Genomic DNA, 23209 nt, shown 5'->3' on the forward strand with positions numbered 1-23209 from the left:
GATCAAGACAGATTGATCGGAAATTAATATACTAAAAAATATCAATCTCTTTATTTATTAGTCTACCAAAATCATTTTTTTACTAATTTCAACTAATAAATTTGAAATTAATGTATTAATTCTATCATCCAAACTATTTAAGTTTAAATCCACGTAATCTTCTAATTCACATCCATTCGTAACAAGTTCAGACAAATTTTCACTAATATTCTGTTTAAAGAAATCTGCTATAAATGGTTTAAAAATAAATCCTTCCGCGTCATCAAGAGATATTGATCTATTTTTTAATGCTACAAGTACTCCCAATATAAATATATTAACAAACTGCTCACTTTGATCAAGATCAATACTATAATTAAGTTTCATCGTGCATTATTCCAACCTTGTTTAGTTTTAACATTAAATACTTTACCACTTTGACTCCGAAAATAATGAATAGACACTTTATTTCCGGCTGCATCAAAACCATCTTTATAAACTTTACTCCACTTACCTGGTTCAACCTTCCTCAATTCACTTAAAATTTCTTGGTTCTTAACAGTGTTATTTGTCGTACCATTTTGTACTTCTCTGAAGCCACGTGGGTAACTTTGAATAGCCACCGATTTTGTAGACACCTTTTAGTTAGATAAAATGGCTAATTAACGAGGTGCTTATGAGCAGTAAACGATACCCTGAAGAATTCAAAATTGAAGCAGTAAAACAAGTCACTGAGAAAGGTCATAGTGTGGCTGAAGTTGCTACACGTTTAGGAACCACTACACATAGTCTGTATGCTTGGATCAAACGTTATGATCCACAGCAGCCCTAGACAACAGAATCTAGTGATCCAACTACAGAATTAGCGAAATTAAAAAAAGAGCTGCAAAGGGTCACTGAAGAAAGGGACATATTAAAAAAGGCCGCGGTGTACTTCGCAAGCCAGTCCAAATGAGGTACGCCTTTATTCGGGACAACCAACATATATGGTCTGTTCGTCGTTTATGTTCAACGTTAGATGTTCATCACAGTGGTTATTACGCTTGGTTAAAGAAACCTACCAGTATAACTGCGAGGAAGCGGCAACAGCTTTCAGGATTAATTAAACGGTTCTGGTTGGAATCTGGCGGAGTCTACGGTTATCGCAAGATTCATTGTGATTTGAAAGACGTTGGCGAAAGTTGCGGTATCAATCGAGTACATCGACTCATGAAGGCGAATGGTCTCAAGTCACAGCGTGGCTATCGCAAACCTAGAGCTAATGTTAGTACTCCATCGATTGTGGCTCGAAATACTTTAGACAGACAGTTTAACCCCACCCAGCCCAACCAGTTGTGGGTGACTGACATCACTTATATTCGCACTCATGAAGGATGGCTGTATCTTGCAGTAGTAATCGACCTATTCTCACGGCTAGTCGTTGGCTGGTCTATGAAGTCGAGAATCACAACAGATCTGGTTTTAGATGCTCTACTGATGGCTTTGTGGCGAAGAAGCCCAAAGAACAAAGTCCTGATTCATTCTGATCAAGGTAGCCAATACACCAGTCATGAATGGCAGACATTTCTCAAGCATCACAACCTTGAAAGCAGTATGAGCCGGCGTGGAAACTGCCATGATAATGCTGTTGTTGAGAGCTTCTTTCAGCTGTTAAAGCGAGAGAGGATCAAGAAGAAAATCTATGTGACAAGAACTGAAGCAAGGTCGGATATCTTTGAATATATAGAGATGTTCTATAACTCAAAACGCAGACATGGTTCCAATGGTCAGCGTTCTCCATTAGATTATGAAAAGGCCCATCAAAAGATGGTTATGTGTGTCTAGAATTTTGGTGGCTATTCAAACATCCTGTTTCTTACTTATAGCTCTATATTCTTCAATAAGTTTATTTCTTTCCTTATTTATTTCTTCCACACAAGCTTTATCTCGACAAGCTTTAGTACCATTATTTAATGCATTAAGTTTTGTATTAAGTTCATTAACCTGCTTTTTAGATAAATAATTATTCTCCACTGCATTCTGCCCAATCACACCTGCCAGTAGAGTATTGTCTTTCAAATCTTTGTGCAACAAAGCCCTTTTAAAATAGAATTTATAATAAATATTACTTCATCTTTTGAAAGTTCAAATTTCTTATCATCTTTCATCATAGATAAAATCTGTAAATCATCTGCAATACAAGGCTTAATATTTAGTTCATAGCTTTTATAAATTTCCAACGCTTTTTTTGAAGTTATCGTTGGATCATAATGATTTAAAACTAACTTTTTTAAATCTTGTAGATCTTCCTTAAAATCTAGAATTGTTCCATTATTCCTTTCTTCTTTTATGATAGAATTAATTATTTCTTCTGCATGATATTTCGGAATTTCAAACTCCTCTCCCATTTCCATTACCGCTAAATCTTTTAATTTCTGTGACGATAAGGATGAAATTATTGACATATACTCATAGTAAATATGAAAAGCTACCTCAGCTACTTTAAGAGGATCATAATTATAAAAAATTATTTTCTTTAAATCTTGAAGCTCTTTTTGTAAATTACTATTCATCACTTATTTTGCTCCCATCTGTTTCTCTTTCCCTGTTGGAGGATAATGTTGTCCTGTAACCGTTTGCCCATTTATTGATTTTGGGTGTACTCTATTAACATTACCACTTTTATCATAGCTTTCATTCCATTGCCTTACATTACCAGTCTTAGGATCGTACTCTGTAACAAAAGAAGATCCTCTCGTTGGTCCATCCTTCGCAGCTAATCTTTCCTTTTCATAATATCTAATCCTACCATCTGGTAATTCTTGTGTTTTTGCTGCTGTTTTTTGAGCATCCGATAGAGCTTTGAGTTTAGTTTTTAATGCCTTACTTGCTTCTGGGCTATAGATCGACGATGATTTTCCTTGAATCTTTTCAATAGCTTTTATTGCATCATCTAAATTATTAAATACTTTTCCTCCAACTTCATATCCGTTTTTTACAATTTTTACAAACCGACCTGCAATAGATCCTGCTGCAACATCTATTGCAATATTGATTGCACCATTTCTAATATCCTGTTCTGTCGCAGCCCTTTCTCCCTGTCTAGGTGAACATGAAAGTCCGAATACTTCAAAACATGCGATAAAGTCTCCTTTATCATTTACTTTGAATAATTCATTATTCTCCACCGCATTCTGCCCAATCACACCCGCTAATTGTGCGTTATAACTCGAGTCTCCTGCTGCTCCACCTATCACAGCACCAATCCCTGCTGTTAAATCACGTATCTGTGCTTTTTCAGCTTCTGACAGTAAATTTGCTTGGAACTCACCATTTACAAAGTACTTAGGATCATCTTTGTATCTTTCTGCGAGTTGGTTGGTTAAGTAGTTTGCTGCTGCCTCACTTGCAACTGCTGCACTTCCGCCTGCGGTTGGGTCACCACCATTAATATAAGCAAGTGTTGCACCCAATATCGCATGAGACACTAACTGTGCAGCCGTGTTTTTATCTTCACCGTGGCCAAATTCTTGTCCAATCACTTGCGCTGCATATGGTGAAGGGTATTGGTTACGACTTGTAAGTCGGTTTGTCCTACTTTTAGGAATTCATTAACTCTGGATTAAATGTTAAAAAAATATAACCTAGCAATAAGACGAACATTCCAACTAAACCATAAAATCTTAATTGAATATCTAAATCGCTCGAATTCTCATCTATAGAAGGCATTCCCACTACAGGAGTATTATAAAGTGCCAACACAAATGGTACAGGAACTAAGAAAAAAAATATTATCCCAGGAAAATATAATGGTGTCTCTATAGCATAGCAATATCGTATTGTACTTAATGTACATACAAGACTTGAGAATATAGCTAAATTTTTACGATATTTTCCCATTACATAATTCAGAAGTACTTTTTTTAACATTTTTAACATCCAGCTTGTTTAGGATTTTGTATACATTGGTACATAGCCTCACCTGCTTTTCCACCAATTTCACCAGATATAGTATTATGTGCATTTTTAACACCTTCTGAAACAGGTACATTTTTTAATGCTCTACCAGAACCAAATGAACCAAGTGACGAGCCAAATATTTCAAAAACTTTTTGCGTCCCAGTTTTTTTATTATCAACTAAAATACTTGCAGTACCTAATGCTCCACCTACAGCCCCTATAGGTTTTGTATATGGTGAAGGGTAAACTCCAATAATTGTAGCAACTTTACCAGTCTTATCTAAGACCTCAACAATATCTTTATTTTCTATCTCAACGCCTTTTCCTCTTAAATTTTTATTAACTTCAGCTTGTATTTTTTCATTACTCCAGCCTTGTTGAATACCATAAGCTATTAATGATTGACTATCTTTCCCCCAATCCTGACTCACTGGATATGGTAAATCGAGATTATTATTCTCCACTGCATTCTGCCCAATCACACCTGCCAACTGAGCGTTATACGTTGAATCTCCTACCGCTCCACCAATGACAGCGCCAATCCCTGCGGTTAAATCACGGATTTGAGCTTTTTCAGTTTCTGACAATAGATTCGCTTGGAACTCTCCATTTACAAAATATTTAGGGTCATTTTTATATTTTTCTTCTAGCTGTTTTGTTAGGTACATCGCCGCTGCTTCACTCGCTACTGCCGCACTGCCTCCTGCTGTCGGGTCTCCGCCATTTATATAAGCGAGCGTTGCCCCTAATAAGGCATGTGCGACCATTTGTGCTGCGGTGTTCTTGTCTTCACCATGTCCGAACTCTTGCCCAATAACTTGCGCTGCATATGGTGCTAAGGCATTCGTTGCTGCTTGTAGGTCTGTTTGTCCACCCAATGCTGCTGTAATCGCTGTGGTCACGGCATTCAGTGCGCGACTGCTGTCTCCGCCCATACCCCATGCTTGCGCTTGGTCTGATGCATCTTTATATGCTGGTAAAGCATTTTTCAGAAGATTTTGTTTCGTTACATAATCATCTGTGCTGTTATATTTTTCCCAATCTGCTCCGCCTTCCGCTTGCAGCTTTTCAAGTGCCTGCTGCTCTGCTGCTTGCTTTTGTTTTTCTGCTGCGGCTTGTTTATTTTGGCTATAAGTACGTGTTGCCGCAACAACCGTCGATGTCGCATCCGATACAATCTTTTGTTTGTCTAAGATGGCTTGTAAGTCAGGGATATCATCTACTTAAAACTACCAATTATTTTGCAAAGACTTTATCCAACTCTCCGCTAAACCAGCCCCAAAAATCGTTTCTTCTTTACACCATACAAATAAAAAATCTTCACCAACAATATAAAAGTTAAAATTATATGTATTTTCAAAAACTCTTGATAAGTCATCAAAACTACTAAATTCAAACATTTTTCTAGAATAATAAAAATCAAAAAAAAAGTATAAACTTTGTTCTTTAGGATTACAAAATTCAAAAAGCCTCTCCATCTGAGAAGCTCCCATTGGTAAATGAACACCAAGTGTTTCTTTTTTCAATTTCTGCCAAAGTTCAGAATCATTCAAAGCTGGTTTTTCCCTGAAATATTTTTCAAAAACCTTGATATAAAAATTTTCACTTTTATTAATGTCCAGTTCATGATACGAAATACTTAATTCATCAACTACCTCAAAAAAGTCTTCAATAAAAAAATCTTCACCTTTTTGCACAGTTATAATCTCCCTTAAAATGTTTATGGATTTTTTTCTTTCGATCTATTAGCTGAAACATCATCTAACAAAATATGACCCACTACACTGTTTTTACCTTTTCCAGGAGTTTGCCAACCTACATGTGGCACCCCTAATGTACCTTTACCATCATGAGCAACATCTACACTTACTTCCGCTCCCTTATATTTACTACCAGGCAATGTCTTATACTCAACAGGAATCGTCTTACCATTTTTATCATATCCCCATTTAGTAACGATAAATTGATCTTTGGGAACACCAGTTTTTTCGAATGCTAATTGTACAGCATCTTTCGTATAAACTTGCTTCCCACGTAAATCAATATCAATACCTTCTTTAAATTTATATCCCTGGCTAAAAGCTATATCTTTATTATATTGAGATGCAGAATTTTTATTATTAATTTTTATAGCTTTCCCGACGCCAATTGCAGATACAATCATTGCGTAACGTACTGCATCTTCATCACTAATATTATATTTATTTTTAAATTGACGAGCTAACTCAACATTAAAAACGAAACCTTCTGCATCGATTTGCTGAGCAAATAATCCACTCACATAATTTGGTGGCAAATTTTTAGTATCAACTAATGTTTGCTTAATTTTATTTCTATATTCTACAATAAATCCATATTTTTCTTTACATAACACTGCATTTACTGAGCATATAGCAGCCAATTCTTTATCTTGCTCTAAGGATACATCTTCTATTTTTTTTAAAATTGCTTGTTTACAACTATCACTTTTACATGCACCAAATTCACTATCAATTTTTTTAGTTTGACTTATAGTCAGATAATTATTCTCCACCGTATTCTGAGCCACTTGACCACTTTGCACAGTCGAAGCCACATCACCAGTACTTGCACCTACACCAGATGCAACTAAACCAGTGATTGAACTAATAGTAGATTTTTCATCTGCGGTTAAGTCTTTTGCTTCTTTACCATATAAGTATTTAGCAAGTAGCGGTGAGGATGCTTCCGCTCCACCTGCTGCCAAACCTGCTGTTAAAGCATCATTTCCACCTGCTGCTGCAACCGCTGCACCCAATAGCGTATGTGCTAAAATATGCGCTGTACTTCCTTCTGCATCATTAGATTTAAAGTATTGACCAATCTCGTAACTTGCCGCAGGGCTTAATGTAGCTGCCGCTATGCCTAAACCTGAACTCGTTGGTGCTGACAATCCTGTTGAAATTGTATCAAGCAGGACACCAAGTTTCTGATAGTTATCAACCTTTTCATTGTATGTGTTAAGTTGATCTTTCTCTTGTGTACTATTTCAGCACACATCATGTCACCGTCGTTCTTGACTATATTTTGTCCAAATCAAATTTGGTGTGCCATCGTATAAACAAAAACATAAATCTGGCCACTTATGATTATTAGTGACCATTACCCCCCACCCTTTTAAATTTGGAAAATCTGCATAATAAGTTGAATGTATATACCAACCTTCAGCATCAGGAGTCCAAAAACCTTCTTCAGGTAATAATAATTGATGTTTTAAAGTTCCATCAGAATTATAAATCGCAGCATTGTTTGGACACAAAAATTTCTTGTTATTCTTATCAAATATAAGAATTAAATTTTTATGGTTAGGTAACACTGAGACAGTACCCGATTCGTCTATGATTTTTTTTCCCGTATCAGTAACGATGCAAGTACCCACATTAATTAATGGTTTTTTTAAAGAATCAATTTTTTTCCAATCCCCGATTGAGTCAAATTTTTCCTGACTAAAAACTAAAACTTCTACTTGTTGCGCATTAATTGAAGACTTAAAAACGTAATATATTTCTTTTATATTTTCTTTACTCATTACTTTATTTCCTTAACATTATTCAAATCTAATTTGAATAACTCTGGATTACTCCTAGCTGTATTGGACATAAAATTTACTTGATGTGCGTTACCAGATAAAACTTTACTAGTTTTATAATCATACATTTTACTAGCTTGTGCTAGCTGTTCATAAGCTATCTTTTCTGCTTGTCTTAACCATTCCTCTCTTTCTTTTTTACACTTGTAGAATGAATTACGGTTGACATTAATACCATCAAAATCACTAATTAAATTATATGAAAAGGTCTAAGCACTTTATATTTATGATAAGCACTTGGTACATTAGTACATAGTGGTAATTATCGTTTATCAAACGAATAATCTAGGCTGACCAAATATATACCTACCTCTGGTCCATATTGATCTAAAAACTCAACGTCGTATTTGTTGTCCAGTTTTCAACAATACTCCTGTATTAATATCAACAGCATATAAGTCATAAAAACTACTATCATATGGATTATCCTCATGATCTAAAATAACACTTGGTAGATTAGGATATTTCATTGATGATTGTGCAAATGAGAAGATATATCCATCCTTCCAAGGACTTTTTATTTGTCGACGTAAGCTACCGTCAGCATTATAAATCGCACCATTACTAGGCTGATCAAAAAACCAAGGATATTTTTTCTCTTTGCTTAATCCACTCGGCTCTTTCCCATAAATCACCATAAATCCTGTCTGATCTGGTAATACTTCAACACTTTCTGAAATAGGTAATACAAATTCACTACCATCTTCATAAATTATTTTTTTTTCACTTTTGATTACTTTTGCATATCGAGAATGAATCAACTTTGCCTTTGATGTTTCGAAATCAAGCTCAGGATATTCAATATATTCAAATGTTTTATTATCATCATACTGTGTGGTATGTACAACATGTTTTATCATCATTACTTAATTTCCTTGATGGAAAGTTCATCAATTTCAAACAATTGAGGATTACTACCTGGATGTGTTTTAAATTCAACCTGATGTCCACCACCTGGTAATCGTTCCTTAGTATTTGTACTCCACATATCACCAACAATCCCTTCCCTAACTTGTACACCTGGCTTTGCAGTAAACTCAATAGTATACAATTTACCCGATTTCCATTCTTGAGGAACAGCCAGTAGATTACGCATATCAGAAATTGAATTAATAGGGGTATCTGTTGCCCATCCTCCTAGCGCTTTAGATTTTTCACTTAATGTTAATTGATCACTTAAAAGTTTTTCATAAGCTGCCTGATCTATCACCATTGTAAATTTTCGAGGTTCTGTAAGCACATGATCTGTGACAAGCGTTCCATTTTTCCATGCTGGTCTTTGAGACGACCAGCGTTGTTCAGGAGTAAGTTTATCTTGTCCCATATTTTCTGCTAAAATATTATCTGCGGTATATTTATCCCCATCAATGCGAGGCAACCCGTCTCGATCTGTAACTTGGCCTGCATTGATATTTTCAGCCCTATGAGTTGTACCAGGCTTGAAATCTCGAACGGCCGAATCCATAAAGCTTGGATTTTCCGTATTAGCATTATTCTCTATACTTTGTTTTTTGCGTAAATTTTCTGCAATCTCTGCTTCTTTCGCTACCTGTTGCGCTTTCTTAACAGCATCAACTGTCGCTTCTGCACCTTTTTTACCTGCAGCACCCACTCCACCAGCACCAACAATCTGACCTGCAATATTTGCTTTATATTCTGCTTCCGCTCCTTCATCTTTTTGCATTTTGTACAAATCTATGGTGGTGTTATATTTTTCTAACCCTTGATCCATGCTTTCAGATACATTTTTTACTGTCTGTACTGGATTTTTAGCGGCTTCTATCGTCGAGTTAATTAACTCCTTTGTATTATCAATAGGATTCTTAGCGAATTCATAAATACCAACGATAGTATCTTTAGCACCTGTGGCAAAGCCTGTAACAGCTCCTTTCGCTTCACTTATATCCCGATCTATAGATGAGCTAAGTCCTTCAAAAAAGCTTATTTCACTATCCTTAATTGCAGCTGAATTCTGAATAAACTCTTTTTTAGCATTGTAATATTCCGAATCTTTATTCGTATTTCCAGCCAATGTATTCGTTAAGAAAATATCTTTATTTTTAAAATCTTCTGCCGTGGCAGTAAATCCTTTTCCAGCTTCTCCAATATACATATCTGCTTTTTGGCCCTCTAGATCAGAAATATATCCTTTATAGCTATCTGAAATAGCAGTTACAACAATGGTACCCTTCGAATCTGTATAATTATAAAAATCCAAATTAATCCCATCTACAGAACCATTATTAGTTTTTACTAGTAAATATTGATAAGCCTGATTATATTTTGCAATATCAGAAGCATCTAATTTACTATCAATTGACTCTTTCCAGCCCTCATCAATATTATATAGCGCCCCTCTTGTAAGTTGAGTTTCGGCCTCTTCCAAACTAATCCCTTGTTTTTTTGCATATTCTTTTGCTAAGTTTTGGATAAGGTCAACTTCTTCTCTATGAAGTTGTCTGTTATTTGAATCTACATTCACAGCGCTTCCAATACTGGCAGTGTTTAACCCAGAACCCAAGCCAATACTAATCAATGCAAGGCTTGTTACGCTATTAATAACAGCTTCTGCATTCTCTTGTTTCATTCCTTTATTCGTCAATGATTGAACAATAACTCTCTGAACATCATTTAATTGTGGTGCTGTACCTGCAATACCACCTGTTACTAAAGCTCCCTCTAAATCTCCTGTTGCTATAGCCCCAAGTGCTGTATGCATAGCAACTCGGTATACTCCTCCTTCATCCCATTTCTTAGCTTCTTCTTCATTACCTAATAGTCGTTGTTTAAAAGCTAGCTGTTGTGAATAATCTGCTACAGCTTTTGGTGCATTCACCCCAAACTTCTTCGTCACATCCACTTGTAAATTGATTTCACTTTGAACTTTATCTTTGTCAAAGTTGTTCTTCAGTGCACCACTATTTTCTCGTGCTGTATCTGTGGTGACATTGGTTAAAATGTCTGACTTAATTTGTTCTGCCATTTTACCTGTGAGAACTTGCTGACCTTGTTCATCACGAATAATAATATTAGAAGTATTAATACCGCTCTTGGTTACACTACTGTCTTTATCACTGTCTACACCAAAACCTATAGACTTAGATGTTCCTTTATTTCCTTCATTATTCAGTGCTAAGCCTTGTTCATTTGCTGGTGCTTTTTGACCAAGGGCTTCTCCACTCACACTCATACTGCCACTGAACCCAATGCCTTTAGCATCATATTCACTCACGTTACGAATATCTGAATAAGTCAAAGTTCCAGTATCTAGACTATTTTTCTTTAAATCTTCCGCTTTTTGCGTTGAAGTAATAATGGCTCCTTTTAAATCTGTGTTGTTTTTAACATTGATTTGATAGCCATCATCCCCTGCAAATATACCTGATTGTTCATTCACCGAGGCATAATTTGCATCAACATTAGACTTACTAAAGCTTCCTGATGCTGATGCACCATAGCCAACTGTAACTTGTCCTTCTATATTTTGTTGTTTGCTCTTATAGGTTGCTTTGTCCTGTAGGCTTTCTACATTCAATTCATTGGCATCAATCTGTACACCTTTACCTTGTATTTGCCCACCAATGATATTGGTCGCATTTCCACTACTAATGGTGGTTAAGCTATCTTTTGAACCAACATGGCTATTGGTATAACTCGTTTCTGTGCCATTTCCAGTTCCTTTTCCAGCATTACCTCCAGCCGTGACACCAAATGCCAAGCCATTAGAACCATAACTAACTGCAACACCAGCGTTCCAACCCTCACTTTTATTGCCAGATTGTTCTAAGCTATTTTGTTCTGCCGCTTTAATATTGACATCGTTGTCCGCTGCCAAATGCGTGCCTTGCATACCCACAACATCAGAGCCAATAATATTGATGTTAGAATCTTTACCTGCACCAGTTGCAACAATATTGGTTTTACCGCCTGCATAAACCTGACTTTGACTCGCCGTATTACTTTCTGAATGGCTAAAGTTGGTATTCTTCTGCTCTCCGTACGTAATGCTTACGCTCACGTTGGCAGCATCGGCTAACTTTCCAACATCACTCGCGACATCTTTGAGTTGTGCCAATGATTGCCCTGCTTTATAGGCATCAAATCCAGCATTAGCTGTTGCCATTGCATTGACTCGGTCATTTTTACTTTGCCCAACTTGCTTCGCCGACTCAACTACAGACTGTACTGCTGTTATCACTGGAACATTAACCGCAAGGGTTAGCCCCTTTTGTTCCATCTCATGTTTATAGTCACTGGTACTTTGTTCTTTCGCTGCTTCTATGTTGACTTGATGTGCCAATATATTCACATCGCCATTTTGAGAAGAAACTGTACTACCAGTTTGTTGGTAGGTCTTACCCGCAATGATGTTGGTATTACCATTTAGGCTACCTACCATTGAACCTGTATTGGTTTTTTGGGTGTTTTGTTGTTCTGTCAATTCACTCTTTTTGCCTACACTAAATCCAATACCACCACTCGACATCAAGCCTGACTTTTTAACACTCGATTCCGAATAGTTTAGATATTGATTTTGTGCACCTGTAATCGTGACATTTTCTTTGGCTTGAATTTGGGTCAATTCATCTGACACCACATTACTGCCACGGATATCAATATTGTTCGCATCGAGGATAACGTTTTTACCATCAATAGTACTGGCGATCGCCTCATCACTCATGTTGCGTACATGACCTTGGCGCACTGTCGTACTTAATGTGCCTTTCTCTTTAACTTTAAATGCTTGCTCTGTATCTGATAACTTTCTACCTTCTGAAATATCAATATTTTGCTGGGCTGAAAGTATAGTCGATCCTTGTTCACTGGAAATTTGTGAACCTTTCACCGTGATATTTTCAGCTTGCAAACGTGTATCCCCAACGCTCTGAATCACAGAACCAATATCTTCCTGCTTTTTCTCATAATTGAAATTATCTTTATTTGCATAGCCACGATTGTTGATTGAGGTATTTATACCACCTATATTTAAATTACCCTCGGTTTTAATAATACTCGAACCATTGCTGTTTACAATTTCTGAACCTTTCAGAGTCGTATCACCACCTACCCGGATAGTCAGTGTAGTACTTAAATTTTCTGTGTTATTACTCATCTGAGTGAGTGGTACACCTGTGACGTAAATCCCTGCTTTACGATCAAATCCTTCGCGGGTAAATTCACTTTCTCCAACTTGGTTTGCTGTCTTTTGTGTTGTGCTGCGCTGGTTTAAATTACCAGCAATATTTAAACTCGCAGACTCAACAGCAGTGATCGTTCCACCAATATTGTTTAAATCTTTTGTCGTCTTTAAATCAATCTGGTTTGCCTGCATTCGGCCACTCAACTGAGTGATGTTATCCGCTGAGATTTGTATCACTTCACGCCCAGCAATAGTTGCATTATTAAGAACATCACCTTCAACTTGGATTTTGACTTGATCTGCACTGATCAGTGTGCCATCACCTTTTAAATCTCCTGCTCTTGCCTTCACATAGACTTGAGGAACAAGAGCTGTCGTCGTTGTACCATCAGCAAGCTTGACGGTTTTTTCTTCTAACCAAACTATATCTGTCGTCAATTGTGCAATCTGTGCTGCAGTCAATGTAATTCCAGGTCTTAAGTTATAAAGTTTGGCAAAGCTTAAGGCATTGTTCATCAATGCCTTATATTGTTCTTCATCATTACCATAGCCTTGTAAGAAACGGTGCCCTGTCAGTTGAGCAATTTGATCTTGAACCAAGCGTTGTTCATAGTAACCATCACCCAGACGCTTTTGCTTCATCGCGGGGTCTATGTTCATGGCATCCAACATATAGTCCGAAGATAACCATTTTTTATAGTTGCTAAATGCTGGGTCTGTTTCGACTAAATATTGTGCCTGACTGTCTTGGGTTGTACTAAATAATGCATTGCTTGGTAAATCAATGAAATCCATCAACACAGAACGAATTTTGATTTCATCCTGGCCTTTGGTCGCTGAAGTATTTGCATCTCCTGCTTGTAGATTTTTTGCCGCATCAACAGATTGAGCCTGTTGTTGCTCAGCTTCTATTTCTTGATCATTTTTAGACTTCACATCTAATTGATTCGGCGAATTCGGTACATTCGCCATTTGACCATTTACCGAAGTGCTTTGACCACCATCAACGGTCACTTGATTAGATTGACCTTGTTGCTGACGATCCACTTGCTGCTCTGGTCCCACCACTGCAATTGTATCGGTCGTCACTGTCCCAGCTGCGACATTTGAAATATTCTGATTAGACGTATGATTTTTGACATTTCCCAGCCACTGATTCACAGGTAAATCAATTTCTGTTACTTCATCAGCTGGATTGTAAGCAATTTTATCTCCCCATTTACGCTGATGGTATCGTTTAAATCCACCACGCCATTTGGAATAGGTATACTGACTCGTGCCCGCTTGCTGGGTGATTTCAACACCCTTGCCATCAATTTGTTCTACATCTTTATTCAGTTGTACATCCAATGTACCACCAGCTAGTACAACGCTCTTATCGTTTTTAAAGACATCACCATAGAGATGAATATCCCCACCAGCAACGATTTCTGCCGGTGCCGAATGGCTAACCTCACTTTTTAGGTGGGTTTCCTTAACTTCGTATTGCGTCCATTTCTTTACTTGTGTATTACTAAATTGTTCATTATAAGCATCAATGGCATCACTTAGGGCTTGATAAGCCGATTCATCCGCCTCACCCCATGCGTCTAAATCCTTTTTATATTGTGCTAAGCCAAGGACATACGCTTCTTTATCTTTTTCATATTGTGTATAGGCCGTTTGATAGGCTGCACATGCAGCGGCATCATATCCAGCACCTGCCTCACAACTTGCTTGCCCAGTTGGCGCCACAGGCTCAACCATCGTTGGTGCTTCAGGTGCATCTTTCGATGGTGCTGTAATATTAAAATATGCCCAGACAGCATCATCTTTCTTGTAATTTACATTACAGCTTTCATCTTCCCCCTCTCCAACACAATTGATTGACTCCACCTCAGGTATTGGTGTCTCACCCAACACTACATCTTCAGGTAAAATATTCGGTGTTGTATCGTATTTATATAAGCCAGCCCTACTCCAACTTTTCCAAATTAAGTTTTCTTTAGGAATCTTTGTCGTTTTACCTTCAGGTTGAATATAAACTTTATTTTCAACATCACCGATCTGTACAATTTCAGTCTGGAAATTCTGATTAATATTATTGATCGTATTTGCGGTCAACGTCATATCAGCGAGGGACTCAATACGTGCACTTAAGTTATTCAACGTATTAGCACTGCCTTGCGCTTTTAAATTCCCGTCCAGACTCCCGCCAATATTTAAATCACCAGAACTAAAAATCCAGGCATTATCACGCGCGCTTTCCTTAACTACACCACCTGATTGGTTATTGAGCGTTCCAATACCTAGATCCATATCCCCACGAGATGCAATCACTGCACCTGTACCTGCGGTATTGGATTTATTGTCTAAGGTGTTGGCCTGAATTGAAACTTGTGTACCATAAATACGTGCACCATCATTCCATACTCTATCCGCTTGAATATGCGTCAACTCACCATTGATTAAACCTTGGTTATGTACGGTATCTTGCGCTGTCAAATGCGTTTCAATGGATGAAATGCTTGCTCCTGCTTCATTCTTAATATTTTTGGCACTTAATTCTATTTTTTGACCCGCTGTTAATTCTGACTGATTCACTAAATCATTGTCAGTATTCAGCTTCAATGTACCGTTAGCAGAGATTTGATCATCTTTGGTATGGGTATAGCTTTGTTTTAGGTCAATATCGACATTGCCTTCACTAATAACTTTCCCTTTGTTAATTAACTCATTGGCTTTCAGATTGAGTTGGTTTTTTGCGAGTAATTCACCACCCGTGTTGTTCACATCTAGGGTTTTATCTGCTGTTCCAATATTTAAGGTATTTAAACTACTGATCGAACCTGCTTGGTTACTCAGTTGTTTACTAATATTTAGATTTGCTTGATCCGTTCCACGAATCACCCCAGATTGGTTATCGAGTACAGTTGCATTGACCTCAATATTTTTTGCATCTAATCCACCCAGCACAGTTGCGTCTTTATTTTGTGAGTTGATGACGTTGTTCGCCGTTGCAGTCAGTTTTTCACCTGCAATAATATGGCTACCCACCCCAGTATTATTAATCGTGTCTGCATTCAAGTTCACATTCTGCTGTGCCTGAATTTGCCCAGCCACGTTATCAATACGACCACCTGAACTTTGCTGTTGGATGCTTAAATCTGTTTGACTGTTGATTTGACCTTTATTGTTATTCAGATTTTGTGTAGCGATATTGGCTGAGCCGACTGCTGCAATATAACCGCTGATATTATCCAGCTGTGAAACATTTGCAATCTCAAGGCTTCCTTGGCTGAGAATACCTGCCTGATCGCCTGAGTTACTATTCAGCAAGGCATGATTTTGGGTATCAACTTTAACGGATTGTTCACCTTGGACTAAACCTGTTTGATTGTCCAATGTTCCTGTTTTCAAATCTACAGTTTTGGCAATGATTTTACCGCTTTGGTTACTGAGTTGTTGTTGATTGGTGTCAACATTCAATTGATTTTGTGAAGCAATTTGTCCAGCAGTATTCACTAAGCCATTGCTATTTATGCCGAGATTGTGCGCTGCATAAATATCACCTTGCTGGTTGATCAATTGACCTTGTGCATTGACGGTTAAATCTGCTTGTTCAGAACGTAAAGTACCTTCGGTATTGTCCAAGGTACTACTTTGCACATTCAGGCTTTGCCCTGCAACCAATACGCCTTTTTGGTTTTGAATATCACCTTGTGCCGTGACATTTGCAGCACCTGCTGCATAGACTTGTCCTTGTTGGTTATTCAGTTGCCCTGCTTTCAAATCAAGCTGATTCTTAGCGTAAATTGTCCCTTGCTGGTTATTCAGCATGGTTGCATTCAGATTGGCATTGCTGCCTGCAAAGATTTCACCAGACTGGTTATCTAGGGTTTGCTGTACTTTTAAATCCAGTTGATTTTGTTCTGAACGGATTTTGCCTGCATTGTTGTTTAAATTCTTCGCTTGAACTTGTACTTGTTGATTGGCAGCTAGAGTACCTGACTGGTTATTAAGGTGATCTGTAACATTCAGGTTAAGTTGATCTTGGGCGTAGATTGTCCCTGTCGTATTGTCAATCTTCTGAGCTGTTGTATTGAGCGATGTCCCCGCAATCACTTTACCTGATTGGTTGTTGATCGCATTGGCAGTGATTTCAATATTTTTAGCAGCAGATATTTCTCCCGCCAAATTTCTTAATTCATTTTCAACATTCAGCTTTAATTGATCTTGTTGTGAACGGATTTGTCCTGCGTCGTTAATCACTGAACCCGCGTTTAAATCAACCAGCTGTTCTGCAGCCACTACGCCTTTGCTATTGTTCAACTGACCAGTAGCATTGAGTTGTAATTGTTCTGCTGCGTAAACGACACCTCCAGTATTGTCTAAATGATTCACTTGGACGATAGCATTGGCGCCTGCTTGCAGCTGACCTTTTTGTGAATCAACGTCTTGAGCTGTCAGATTTAAATCTTTTGCCGCTGCAATCAAACCTGTATTGTTGACAATATCTTTCGCTACAGTCAGCGTGGTATTGGCATTTTCTGAACGGATTTGTCCTGCATTATTCAATAATTGTTGTGCATTTAGATTGAGGTTTTGCTCAGCAGCCAACGTGCCTGCACGATTATCCGCTGTTCCTGAGACTGTTACATCTAATTGTTTTTTAGAATAAATCGTACCTGCTTGGTTATTTAGTTCTGCCACGTTAAGTTGGCTATCTGTAGCTGAAATCAATTGTCCTGACTGATTGTCTAATTGCGCAGTCTCTACTTTGAGCGCTTTTGCGGATTGGATATTGCCAGATTGGTTATTGATGCTTTGCGCGAGCTTTAACGTGACATCGCCTTGTTCGGATTGGATTTGTCCCTTTTGGTTATTGAGATTTTGTCCAGTTAAGGTCAATGCTTGTTGTGATACAATTAAGCCTTGTTGGTTTGCGATGTTTTGTGTTGCAACAATATCCAATTCGCCATCGGCATAAACTGTCCCCGTATCGTTGTTCAGTTCACTCACTTGTAAATTGGCATCACGTCCTGCAATGATCTTACCTGACTGGTTGTCGAGTTTTTGACTGCTGATCTTCAGGTCTTTGCCCGTTAGTGTTTGAATCACACCTTGTTGGTTGTTTAAATCAGCCGTGTTGAGGGTAGCGTTCCCTGCTGCACTGATTACACCTGCAGTATTATTAAGGTTCTGTGCAACATTGAAATTCAACTGTCCATTGGCATCACTTTGAATCAATTGTCCTTGTTGATGGCTCAGTGTTGTTGCATTAAGGTTAATATTCTGAGCAGCAGTCGTGGCATCGTCTAAATTAGCAATGCCCAATTCGAGTTGTAAATTGCTGTTACTTTGGATTTTACCTTGTTGCCCTTGTAGGTTTTGTGCAGTGATTTTAAGTTGTTGATCACCTGCATGGAGGATTTCACCCGCAACAGAATTTAAATTTGTAGTTTTGATCTCAGTTGTATGGGCATTGCTGATGATCTTGCCCGCATTGTTATCAATACGATCAGCAACATTCAAAATAAAATCATTCTGCCCTGTATGCTGAATCAGACCTTGGTCATTGTTCAGTTGTGCTGTAGCAATATTGATTTGCGAAGCACTGTATTGACCTTGTTGATTATTGATACTTTGTTGCGCTGTTAAATCAAGCTCTTGATCAGCAATGATTTTTGCATTCGATGTATTCAGTATTTGGGTATTGGCCTGAATATTTTTGGCTTGTGTAGCACTTTGGCTCAAATCAGCACTTTTTGTTGCATTGATTGTAAGCGATTCACCCGACAAAATCGTGCCCGCGATTTGTACTTGTTGTGCATCGATATTCAGGGTTGCAGTGCTATTGCTCAGTTGACCGTCTTGCTCCAGTCCCGATGCCCAAATTGCATCTTTGTTGCTCGTAATATTGTCAGACTGTACCTTGATTTTATTCAGTGCTGCCAATTGTCCATCTTGTTGCAATTGTTGAACTGTTAAATCTGCTGTATTCCCTGCGTAGATTTGTCCAGTACTGTTCAGCTGTTGTGCAGTTATCTTCAGGTTTTTAGCTGCAATTAAGTTACCAGCCGTATCTTGCGCAAGACCATTGTTAATTTGGCCAACTTTTAAGATCAAATCACCTGTTTTGGCTTGAATCGCTCCTTGGTGGTTCGTTAAGGTTTGCCCATTGAGTTGTACATTTTGAGCAGAAATCTCACCCTGATTATTTTCTAAGGCTGTGATATTTAATTGTGCATCAGCATTCACCGAACCGATAACACCTTCAGTATTATTGGTCTGTTCAGAACCAAGTGTCAGTGTATCAGCTGCTAGAATTTGCCCTTTGCTATTGTCTATTTGCTTTGATTTTAAATTCAGTGCTTTAGCACTTTGCAAACGACCTTCTTTGTTATTGAGCTGTTGTGCGGTTAAATCAAAGCTTTCACTTGCATCAATCAAACCTTTTTGGTTATCGGCATTTTGTGCAGTGATATTAATCACTTTAGCTGTTAATTGACCTTCTTTATTTTCAAAGTTTTGCCCATTGAACTGCAACTCAGGCAGTTGAATTTTACCACCATTATTATTAATACTGTCTTGTACTTTAAGGCTGATATCAGCATTGTTGATGATATGTCCTGCGATATTACTCATATCTTGAGCAATTTTAATTTGTCCTGCTTCAAAGGTTTTTGGAGTGAGTGTTGCAGGATCAACAATTTCAATACTGCTTGAATCTTGTGCCGAAGATTGATCTTGTGGATCAGTCACTGTTGGTTGTGTATTTCCCCCTGGTAATGTTATTCCTGTACTTTCTTTGCTAGCCTGACCGATTAAACCTTGGCTATTATCCAGAGCTTTTGCTGTAATATTGAGTTGCTGTGAACCTGTTTGTTCAATTTTACCTTTGTCATTACTCAGGTTTTGTGCACTCAAATCAATACGTCCCGCATTGATCACACCGTCATTATTGTTGATGTTTGCTTGTACATTAAGTTTCAATTCATCACTGGTCGCAATCAACCCACTATTCTGAATATCTGTCGCATCCACTTGAATTTTGCTTTTTGTGCTGCTGATGTTGCCGCTATTCGCCACATTATGCGCTTGGATGGCGATTTGGTCTTTATTCGCAATGATGTTGCCTGTATTGACTAAATCACCATTGGCATTCAAAGTCAGCTGATTTTCAGTGGCATTAATCGAGCCTGCATTACGCACACCCAAACCGTGCTCTGTGCCCACCAAGAAAATCTTGCCTGCATACATGCCGCCCAGCTGTGCAACATCCAGCGCGAAATCAGGCTTTGCAGTCTGTGCAGAAGACTGACCATTAATTGCGTTAACTTTAGGCGCAGTCTGGTCTTTGACATCAATATCATTTTGACCCAGTACCGTAGTCAGCTCATTGGCATACAGTCCCGCATTGACATGCAGGGCACGTGCGTAAATATCGGTGTATGGCGTTAAGCTGCCATTAAGGCCTTTGCCTTCAATGGTCACTTGTCCATCACGTACACGGAATGATTCCAAATAGCCCTGATTCACCACGGCTTGGCCCGCTGCCAAGCTGAAGCGGTCAGCATTAATCACGCCGCAGCCATCACAGACTAAACCCGATGGATTGGCTATCACAACTTGTGCAGACTTACCCGCCACTTCCAAATAACCTTTCAGTTGACTCGGATTGCTGCTGTTCACTTCATTGAGAATAACTTTGGCTTCGCCTTTTCCAAGCCAAGGGTTGCCCTGTACCCATCCGCCTAGCTGAGTCTGCACATTATTGCGCGAGTTGTTTAATATCGCACCTTCTTGCCCGACATCAAACTGTGTATAGGTGTTGCGGGAAACCCCGCCAGCGCTTGGTGTTTGAATATTGACTTGAGTGAGACCATTACTGCTGTTCAGAATGGTCGCCTGCTGTGAGCTAGGCGCGGACTTGTCGGCAATAATTTGCGTATTAGCGATACTGTTGAGTGGTACGGTATACACCACTGCACCCAATAAACTGACCACAGCAAAATTCAGCGGATTGAGTTTTTTTAAAGTTTGAGGGGTAAATTGCAGCGTATCTGCAGCGCGGACGGCCTCACTTTGCCCAGTAGTCTTGCTGCGGCTTTTTACAATTTCTGCAACAGCAATAAACATGCCGCGCGCTTGACTAAAAATAATACGATAGCAATTCTTATTCACAGCAATTTACCCTTCAATCTTTATATTTTTTTCAATGTTTAAAAAAACAGCTTGGACTAAAAAATCAGTACATCCAGTTCAGGCTAAAGCCCGTAGTGTAATCATCCGTTTTAAAGCCATCCGGTTTTTTCAGCGGCGCGCCAGCAAAAACGTCATAGCTGACTGATTTCAGTACTTGACCGCGCAAGCCCACGACTGCTCCCATCAGACTGGTACCCACTAAAGGATTCGGTTCATAAGCGGTTTGCCCGCCCACTTCGCCATAATCTATACCCGCATACCATTGCATTGGCAGCTTAGGAATAGAGCCGCTCAATTCATTGCGCACCAAAAAGCCGTTATCGGCCATCAGCGTTTGTTCACCGTCAAAACCGCGCACGGTATAGCGGTTGCCAATCGAGAAACGGTCTTGCGTGGTCAACGGTTTTTGGCTGTGCTGCATGCGCCATTCGGCTAAATACTGCAGGTTTTGATTGCCCGCTTTGAACGGCACTTGCAGGCTGGCATTGGCTTGCCAAATACCGACATGCGTATAGGCTTCACCAAATTCTTCTTCTGGCGCCGCCATGGCTGAAAATGCACCCGTACCGCGCTTATAGGTCACTGCGCCATTCAATGTTGCATTGGAGAGATATTCGATATGCGCCAAGCTGGCCTGCCAACCCGCTGTTTGACGGCGCTGTACCTCCACTTCGACATCTTCAATAAAGTTTTTAGATTCACGCGCCCACCCGCCAAAGGAAGCGGTAGTTTTACGGTGTGCATCACGGTAAATCACACGCGATAAGTCTGCGCTGATCAGCCTGCTTTCGCCGCTGTATTCGTAGCTTTGATTGGCACCTGCCACAGTCTGATGATAATCCGACTGGCTTAAGCTCGTACTGAGCAGCCAGTAATTCAGCGGTATGCTGTAACTGAGGTAATAGCCCTTTGTGCCGCGCTTACCAGAATCTCCGCCGCCCAAATCATGGTTATAGCTGGCAAAGAACAGGTCATTCGCTGTTAAAAGATGGTCTAAAGACAGGGTTGCCGTGCCCTGATATTTACCTGTCGATTCTGAACCTGCATCATCGATGCCTAAATGAATGCGGTAAGGTTTGGACTGCTGCCAAGCCAGCTCTAAGTCACTGTAGCCTGGTTCACTGCGCTGTGCAGCAGGCTGAATTTTAAAATCAGCCTCAACAGTTGGTACGCGTTTAAAGTTTTCTAAGCCCTGTTCAATATCACGTACATTTAAAATATCGCCAGATTTCACTGGTAGTGCATTGAATTTATGCGCACGTTTTGAGGTACCTTCGGCAAATTGAATTTGATCAACTTTACCTGCAATGACCTGCAGCTGAATTTCACCTGAAGCAATATTTTGCTGCGGCAGCAGTACGCGTGTGGTGACATAGCCGCGGCTGATGATTTTGTTTTGAATCAAATCCAGCGCTTGACTCAATCCTTTCACACCAATACAGCGGCCAATTAAATTATGTTCACCTTGAATGATTGGATGCATGGCAAAAGTAAATTCGCGGGCATCTTCACCGGTTAAAATAATTTTTTTAATTTGAAAACAGATGTCTTCACTGTTGGATTGCAAATATTGCAGCTGTGAAGTGCGCTGCAATTGCTTTTCTAAACCCGTTTGTACCGATACGTCTGGCTGTACCAATTTTGCCAGCGCTTCATCCCGCTGCTGCTGGCGCTGAACCGCATTGTCAATTTCCCCTGCAGCATGCCCATTTTGGGAGAAGATCACCAGACTTGAAGCTAAAAGTAGATACTTAGCATTTAAATTTATTGTGATACATTTCATGGTATTGAGTGTAAATGTGTAATTTGCACATTTATTATACCAAATATTACACTTTTATTTCAATTTATTATTAAATTATTGTGTCTCCGGCTTTGCTGAATAGACCTGCTTTTATAGACTTCTTTGGCAATATAGAAGAAGCCCAGACCTAAAATCTGCCGTACAACCAATTGCTTTTCGTACAATCGTGCTTTGATAAAGCATGGAAATATTTAAATTTGAATAAATATGAGAAATCTTAATTTTTTAATCTGCGTTCAACAAAGTCCATCTGTTTAACGTTCATTTTCTCTAAATTGCTATAAAATAGTAAATGAAATTTTATTTTATATTCCAAACACAATTGTGAAAAATATAGCAATAATTACTTCAAATTTATATCTATATACAAATGTCTAAATACACTTTATATAGAGCATTAATTTAAAATTGATTTAACAAGTTAAGTTGTCCAAAAACATAAATTAATTTAATTGGAGGTGGTGGCAATTGAACTCACTCTAAATCTTAAATGAAATCTAGCCATTAAAAAAATTGAAGCTCTAGTTTTTTCCCCAATTTACCCCATCATCTT

Annotated in this window: 13 protein-coding genes and 2 pseudogenes; 1 reads left to right on the plus strand and 14 read right to left on the minus strand. The window is 38.7% G+C overall.

From position 1 onward, the window contains the following. Nucleotides 1-57 precede the first annotated feature (57 nt). A complete protein-coding gene (locus FTU62_RS04440; RefSeq protein ID WP_180101937.1) occupies nt 58-366 on the minus strand; it encodes a DUF3969 family protein in 309 nt (102 codons plus the stop codon). Further along, on the minus strand, nt 363-602 hold the full coding sequence (locus FTU62_RS04445; RefSeq protein WP_180101938.1) for a hypothetical protein: 240 nt from the start codon (nt 600-602) through the stop codon (nt 363-365). Before FTU62_RS04445 ends, FTU62_RS04440 begins: the two co-directional genes overlap by 4 nt. A 53-nt stretch (nt 603-655) precedes the next feature. Here FTU62_RS04445 and FTU62_RS04450 point away from each other — a divergent pair. Next, nucleotides 656-1803: pseudogene (locus FTU62_RS04450) on the plus strand (IS3 family transposase). A 15-nt stretch (nt 1804-1818) separates the two neighbouring features. Here the strand turns inward: FTU62_RS04450 and FTU62_RS04455 are convergent. The 12 genes and pseudogenes from FTU62_RS04455 to FTU62_RS04505 all read right to left on the minus strand — a co-directional run bounded on the left by FTU62_RS04455 (nt 1819) and on the right by FTU62_RS04505 (nt 22635). Beyond that, nucleotides 1819-2037 (minus strand): VENN motif pre-toxin domain-containing protein, encoded by a 219-nt coding sequence (locus tag FTU62_RS04455; RefSeq protein ID WP_180101939.1) that lies wholly within the window; start codon nt 2035-2037, stop codon nt 1819-1821. Beyond that, entirely contained in the window at nt 2034-2531 is a 498-nt protein-coding gene (locus tag FTU62_RS04460; RefSeq protein WP_180101940.1) for a hypothetical protein, read from the minus strand. The genes FTU62_RS04455 and FTU62_RS04460 overlap by 4 nt, the downstream gene beginning before the upstream one ends. A gap of 3 nt (nt 2532-2534) precedes the next feature. Further along, a complete protein-coding gene (locus FTU62_RS17370; RefSeq protein WP_373886321.1) occupies nt 2535-3500 on the minus strand; it encodes a VENN motif pre-toxin domain-containing protein in 966 nt (321 codons plus the stop codon). 58 nt (nt 3501-3558) lie between these two features. Continuing rightward, on the minus strand, nt 3559-3888 hold the full coding sequence (locus tag FTU62_RS04470) for a hypothetical protein (RefSeq protein WP_180101941.1): 330 nt from the start codon (nt 3886-3888) through the stop codon (nt 3559-3561). Nucleotides 3889-3890: 2 nt separating this feature from the next. Continuing rightward, entirely contained in the window at nt 3891-4853 is a 963-nt protein-coding gene (locus tag FTU62_RS04475) for a VENN motif pre-toxin domain-containing protein (protein WP_257223058.1), read from the minus strand. 294 nt (nt 4854-5147) lie between these two features. Then, nucleotides 5148-5615, minus strand: a complete 468-nt coding sequence (locus FTU62_RS04480; RefSeq protein WP_180101942.1) for a hypothetical protein — start codon at nt 5613-5615, stop codon at nt 5148-5150. A gap of 23 nt (nt 5616-5638) precedes the next feature. After that, complete coding sequence (locus FTU62_RS17590; protein ID WP_373886324.1) at nt 5639-6082, minus strand: polymorphic toxin type 47 domain-containing protein; 444 nt, start codon at nt 6080-6082, stop codon at nt 5639-5641. A 345-nt stretch (nt 6083-6427) separates the two neighbouring features. Then, nucleotides 6428-6922: pseudogene (locus tag FTU62_RS17595) on the minus strand (VENN motif pre-toxin domain-containing protein); the annotation flags it as partial. 18 nt (nt 6923-6940) lie between these two features. Beyond that, on the minus strand, nt 6941-7465 hold the full coding sequence (locus FTU62_RS04490; protein WP_179994745.1) for a hypothetical protein: 525 nt from the start codon (nt 7463-7465) through the stop codon (nt 6941-6943). A gap of 395 nt (nt 7466-7860) precedes the next feature. Beyond that, complete coding sequence (locus FTU62_RS04495) at nt 7861-8388, minus strand: hypothetical protein (protein WP_180101943.1); 528 nt, start codon at nt 8386-8388, stop codon at nt 7861-7863. Next, nucleotides 8388-20831, minus strand: coding sequence for a hemagglutinin repeat-containing protein (locus FTU62_RS04500; RefSeq protein WP_180101944.1), 12444 nt, complete (start codon nt 20829-20831; stop codon nt 8388-8390). The genes FTU62_RS04495 and FTU62_RS04500 overlap by 1 nt, the downstream gene beginning before the upstream one ends. A 64-nt stretch (nt 20832-20895) precedes the next feature. Continuing rightward, nucleotides 20896-22635 (minus strand): ShlB/FhaC/HecB family hemolysin secretion/activation protein, encoded by a 1740-nt coding sequence (locus FTU62_RS04505; protein WP_180101945.1) that lies wholly within the window; start codon nt 22633-22635, stop codon nt 20896-20898. Between the last annotated feature and the right edge of the window lie 574 nt (nt 22636-23209).

Source organism: Acinetobacter sp. YH12126 (assembly GCF_013418745.1).
GTDB lineage: Bacteria > Pseudomonadota > Gammaproteobacteria > Pseudomonadales > Moraxellaceae > Acinetobacter > Acinetobacter amyesii.

What these genes read in the sequence shown, in the direction of transcription:
- FTU62_RS04440 (WP_180101937.1), bottom strand. Translation starts at nt 366, where the DNA reads ATGAAACTTAATTATAGTATTGATCTTGATCAAAGTGAGCAGTTTGTT.
- FTU62_RS04460 (WP_180101940.1), bottom strand. Translation starts at nt 2,531, where the DNA reads ATGAATAGTAATTTACAAAAAGAGCTTCAAGATTTAAAGAAAATAATT.
- FTU62_RS04470 (WP_180101941.1), bottom strand. Translation starts at nt 3,888, where the DNA reads ATGTTAAAAAAAGTACTTCTGAATTATGTAATGGGAAAATATCGTAAA.
- FTU62_RS04475 (WP_257223058.1), bottom strand. Translation starts at nt 4,853, where the DNA reads ATGGGCGGAGACAGCAGTCGCGCACTGAATGCCGTGACCACAGCGATT.
- FTU62_RS17590 (WP_373886324.1), bottom strand. Translation starts at nt 6,082, where the DNA reads ATGATTGTATCTGCAATTGGCGTCGGGAAAGCTATAAAAATTAATAAT.
- FTU62_RS04490 (WP_179994745.1), bottom strand. Translation starts at nt 7,465, where the DNA reads ATGAGTAAAGAAAATATAAAAGAAATATATTACGTTTTTAAGTCTTCA.
- FTU62_RS04495 (WP_180101943.1), bottom strand. Translation starts at nt 8,388, where the DNA reads ATGATGATAAAACATGTTGTACATACCACACAGTATGATGATAATAAA.
- FTU62_RS04505 (WP_180101945.1), bottom strand. Translation starts at nt 22,635, where the DNA reads ATGAAATGTATCACAATAAATTTAAATGCTAAGTATCTACTTTTAGCT.